This is a genomic window from Okeania sp. SIO3B5, assembly GCF_010692555.1.
GTDB lineage: Bacteria > Cyanobacteriota > Cyanobacteriia > Cyanobacteriales > Microcoleaceae > Okeania.
Map to the genome: position 1 here is coordinate 1 of NZ_JAAHHG010000702.1, position 4,334 is coordinate 4,334.

Here is a 4,334-nt window from a genome sequence, read left to right on the forward strand (position 1 = left end):
TATAAGACTTTTAGCTATTTGGCCTTGACTGCAATTTGTAAATATACCAGCGCTCATTGCTATACATATCTATTCGATAAAACTCTAAAATAATATTTCAGGACTTACGCAAAGGCACTACATAACAGGCATCGCTCAGTTACGCTAGCGCTAACACACCCTACTGGATTGTTTCACCTAAAATAGTGCTTTAGAGAAGTCAGGGCAAGACACGGATTTTGCCACGGATGCACGGATGGATGCACAGCTCAAACTTTTGTAGACATGGAAGAGTAAACCTGATGTTATTTATCTGTACTTAAAAACTAGGGAATAACACCTGCTGGCACTTTTAAATTTGGTTGTGACAAAACTTGTTGATAAACTTTTGCCCAATTTTCTTGTTCCACAGCAGGAGCAAGTTGTTCTAGAACTTTTTTCCTCGCTGCTTTTCCTAATTCCTTGATTAATTCAGGCGATCGCGCTAATTTTCGCAAAGCTACTGCTAACTCTTCACTTGAACCTGGGTTAACAACTAAACCATCGATACCATCTGTCAAAATTTCGCCAATGGCATCAACATTTGTTCCTACTATAGCTCGACTAGCTAACATTGCTTCTAACAAGGCATTGGGGCAACCATCGTTGAGGGAAGGAATCATAAAAACATCCATCTGGGGTAAGTATGCCATTGCCTCAGCACGACTAAGTGTCCCAGTTATAACTATGCGATCGGCAATGCCACTATTTTTGAGTTCTTCTTCCCAATATTCTTGTTCCCGCGCTACAAAATGACCTACTAATAGTAATGTTAATTCAATATTTTCTGTGGTGAGTTGGGCACAAGCATCCAGTAGATATTCTAATCCTTTTTTATCCCGAAATCTGCCTACGGAACCGATAACTATTCCCCGACAATTTTTTACCTGTTTTGGAGTAGGTAAATTATCAAAGTCTACTGGTTGAATTGAGTTCCAAAAAACGGAAGATTTTGCTTCTAAATTAGGCAGCAATACTGTTGCACGTTTGAATAGATCGTGACTCACAAAAGTTAGCCAAGATGCTTTTTCTAAAGTCCAGCATAATTGGGCGTGTTGTTGGGGGTCAAAAATATGTTTATGCAGGTCACTACCGCGAATACTATTAATTACAGGTCGTTGATTTTCTAGAGCTAATAATGTTGTTAAAAAGCCTGTTTCTTTAATAAAAAAGGAATGAAATAAATCAAAATTAAATTGTTTATGGAGGAGCTGGAGTTGAAAGTATATTTCACTCCGATAATCCATAATCATTATACCAGGTGTATATTGTTCAGTTGTCCGAACTGCTGCTCTCAGACGATGTACTAAGATTTCATCTTGTTCTATTGTTTTACGTTTAGCTCGTTGGATAGTTTTCTTTCTTTTACTGAAATGAAAAACGGCAACATGAACTTCATAATTCAATTCTAATAACATTCGAGCAATTCGATAGACTGACTCACCTACTCCTCCCACATCGGGGGGAAATTCTAAGGTGGTTAGGCAAATTTTTTGTTTCATGATTTTTATTTAATTCAGAGGGGTTTTACATAATTAATAATTAATAATTAATAATTAATAATTAATAATTAGGGTTTGCGTATGGAAAGTCTTTTTGGTCTTTGTCGGGAGTAGGGACCCATCCCTAACCCCTCCCAGGAGGCAGGGCTAATTCATTAAAGAAACCAGCAGATAAATTACTTTCCTCTAAATCAACACCTTTAATTCTGTGTTTGTTTGTTGCTGTAAATTATTAGCTGCTAAATATTGTTTATCTAGAAGTGTATCTAGCAGTAAATCTTTTACCTGTTTGACATTTTTCTCTAAATAAAATCGTTGACAAACTTTATTTCTAACACGATGCTTTATTTGTTGTAGTAACTTGGGATTAGTAATTAGTTCTGTTAATGCTACTGCTAATGCTTGAGCATCTTTTTCTGGTACTAAAATTCCTGTTTTATTATTTTCTATAAGTTCAACAATTGCAGAAATATTCGTAGAAACAACAGGAATTTTCATTGCCATTGCTTCTAGAAAAACATTAGGAATACCATCGCGATCGCCATCTTCTGAAATTATGCAGGGTAGAGCAAAAATATCGGTTTGACGATCAAGTTCAATCAAGTCATCCTGCATTATTTTTCCTGCCAAAGATACAACATCTTTTATTTCCATTTCCTCATTGTAATTACTAGATGTTTTACCAGACAATAAACTGTAACTCAAGTCAAGAATTCGAGGTAGCGCATTCAAGTCTAACTTAAACATATTAGGCTTTTCTTTTCTGATATTACTTAAATGTTCTAACACTGCTTGACTCAAATTTTCTGGGTTTAATAAATCTGGATGAATTGCTTTGAATAGACCAACTTTCTCCATAGATTCAGCACGGATTAACTGCTCTTGAACTGGCTGAACTCGAGGTACAATAACTGCTGGTTTACCAAAGGATAAAATTTCACAAACAGTGTTATATCCACCCATAGAAACAATCATATCAGCAGCATTTATGTAGCTTGCTAATTCATTGGTAAATTCGATAATTTTAACGTGAGAATACTGTTTTACCTTTCGATGTAGTGCTTGCTGTTTTTCCTGTGGCATTTCTGGACCACAAATAATTAAACTCTTTATTTTGTGTGTTTTTGGGAGATGAGTTAATCCTGAAATATAATTATCAATTAAATGATAACCATCAGCACCACCCCCTGTAGTTACTAACACAAATTGTTCGTCAGGATTGAAATTTAATTCTTGTCGTATTTCATAACGATTTTTTCGTTCTGCCGTGCGACGAATATAACCACAATGTTTGACTTTATCTGAAATTGAAGCAGGAAATTTATATTCTTTTGTAATATCAAAAACTTCTTTCATGCCCACAACCCAAACTTGGTCATAAAACATTTCAATTCCTGCATAGTATTGCTTTGTTTTCCATTCTGCGGTTGTTTTTTCAGGAGTATCCAGTATATCTCTAAGTAATAGTACAACTTTTGGAGGGTAATCAGAATCTTTAATATATTCTAGAGTTGCTCTCAATTCTTCTTGCAACCCATAAGGTTTTTTATCTACCAAAATAATATCTGGTTTAAAATTTATTGTCGTTACTTTAATTAACTCAGAACGTAGTTTAAAAGTTTCCTCTATTTCAGTTTCTAGATATTTAGCTGCGAGTTCACCAAACTCATTCCTGCCAATACATGGAAGCTTAATATAATCAAGTCCTTTTGGCATCCGAAAACTATGTACAACTGGCGAACTACATACAAGCAATATTGATAGTTTAGGTATTGCCTCTAGTAAATATCGACAAATTGCTAACATTCTACGAAGGTTCCCCAAACCATAGGCATCATGGGAGTAAACCATTATTCTCATTGGTACTTGCCTCATTTTTTTATTGAAGGTTCGCTGCTCTTGCTAGCACTTCCATAACAGTTCACCCATTCCCTAAAACTTGAATTATTTCTTTCGCTATCAATAACTTATAGGCTGATTTTTGCCACCCTAAAACATTTAGTTTAAACTAGATCAATTTCAAGCGATCAGGTATACAAAGCATGGTTTAGACGCTATGCCGACTGTGTAGGGGCACTTTGACTTGTCCCCAGAGAGTGTATCTTTGGTCAGCTAAGAAGAAACGAAGCAACAAGGATTTATCGGTGTTGCGTAGTATCAACTTAGAATCCCCTCGGCAAAAGCTGCGGGGAGTAGTCAATTCTGCCTATTCTAAATTCCCCGTTCCTCCTGTCTCCTGTCTCCTGTCTCCTGTCTCCTACCCCTAATAAAAGACTTTTTCAACAAGCCCTAATTACTTTTATTTTGATCAGGACTTACGCAAAGGCACTATTTATAGAGTGCAAGTACTATTGGACAATAGTTTTGAGCGCTATATATAGCGTATCTGCGTAAGTCCTATTGATTTTTGAATTTTGCTTTTTGAGTTACAGCGGTTTCCGTTGTTATGAGGTACACTTGTCGCGGGCAAGATGCCCGCACTACAATGATTTTACCATTCAAGCTTGTACCTCATTTGCCCGAAATATGCTGTATATTTGCTATAAATCTCTCAATAATTGTACAAGTTAAATCTTTTTTTCAATTTTTTTTCTTCTGTTTCGTATTCGATGACCAGAAAATTGGGTTTCAAGCCTCGCCCATAAGCGGGCGACTTTTTAGTTGATTTTGTGCAACAAATTATGTTATCATGTTGTGAGTCAAAAGGCCATTTTATGAAAGCGAGATTTAGATACCGTATATATCCAACACAGGGACAAAAACACCGATTAGCAAAGCTATTTGGTTGTGTCCGTGTTGTTTGGAATGATAGTC

At 36.0% G+C, this 4,334-nt stretch carries 3 protein-coding genes; 1 reads left to right on the top strand and 2 read right to left on the bottom strand.

The genetic code is table 11. The features are described 5' to 3' along the window. Nucleotides 1–305 precede the first annotated feature (305 nt). Nucleotides 306–1,520, bottom strand: a complete 1,215-nt coding sequence (locus F6K54_RS41160; RefSeq protein WP_293090272.1) for a glycosyltransferase — start codon at nucleotides 1,518–1,520, stop codon at nucleotides 306–308. Between the two features lie 186 nt (nucleotides 1,521–1,706). Next, nucleotides 1,707–3,395: a glycosyltransferase gene (locus F6K54_RS41165; protein ID WP_293090273.1), complete on the bottom strand. Its 1,689-nt coding sequence runs from the start codon at nucleotides 3,393–3,395 to the stop codon at nucleotides 1,707–1,709. 839 nt (nucleotides 3,396–4,234) lie between these two features. Here F6K54_RS41165 and F6K54_RS41170 point away from each other — a divergent pair. Continuing rightward, the coding region (locus F6K54_RS41170; RefSeq protein ID WP_293090274.1) for a helix-turn-helix domain-containing protein at nucleotides 4,235–4,334 on the top strand (100 nt) is incomplete at its 3' end.

What these genes read in the sequence shown, in the direction of transcription:
- F6K54_RS41165 (WP_293090273.1), bottom strand. Translation starts at nt 3,395, where the DNA reads ATGAGGCAAGTACCAATGAGAATAATGGTTTACTCCCATGATGCCTAT.
- F6K54_RS41160 (WP_293090272.1), bottom strand. Translation starts at nt 1,520, where the DNA reads ATGAAACAAAAAATTTGCCTAACCACCTTAGAATTTCCCCCCGATGTG.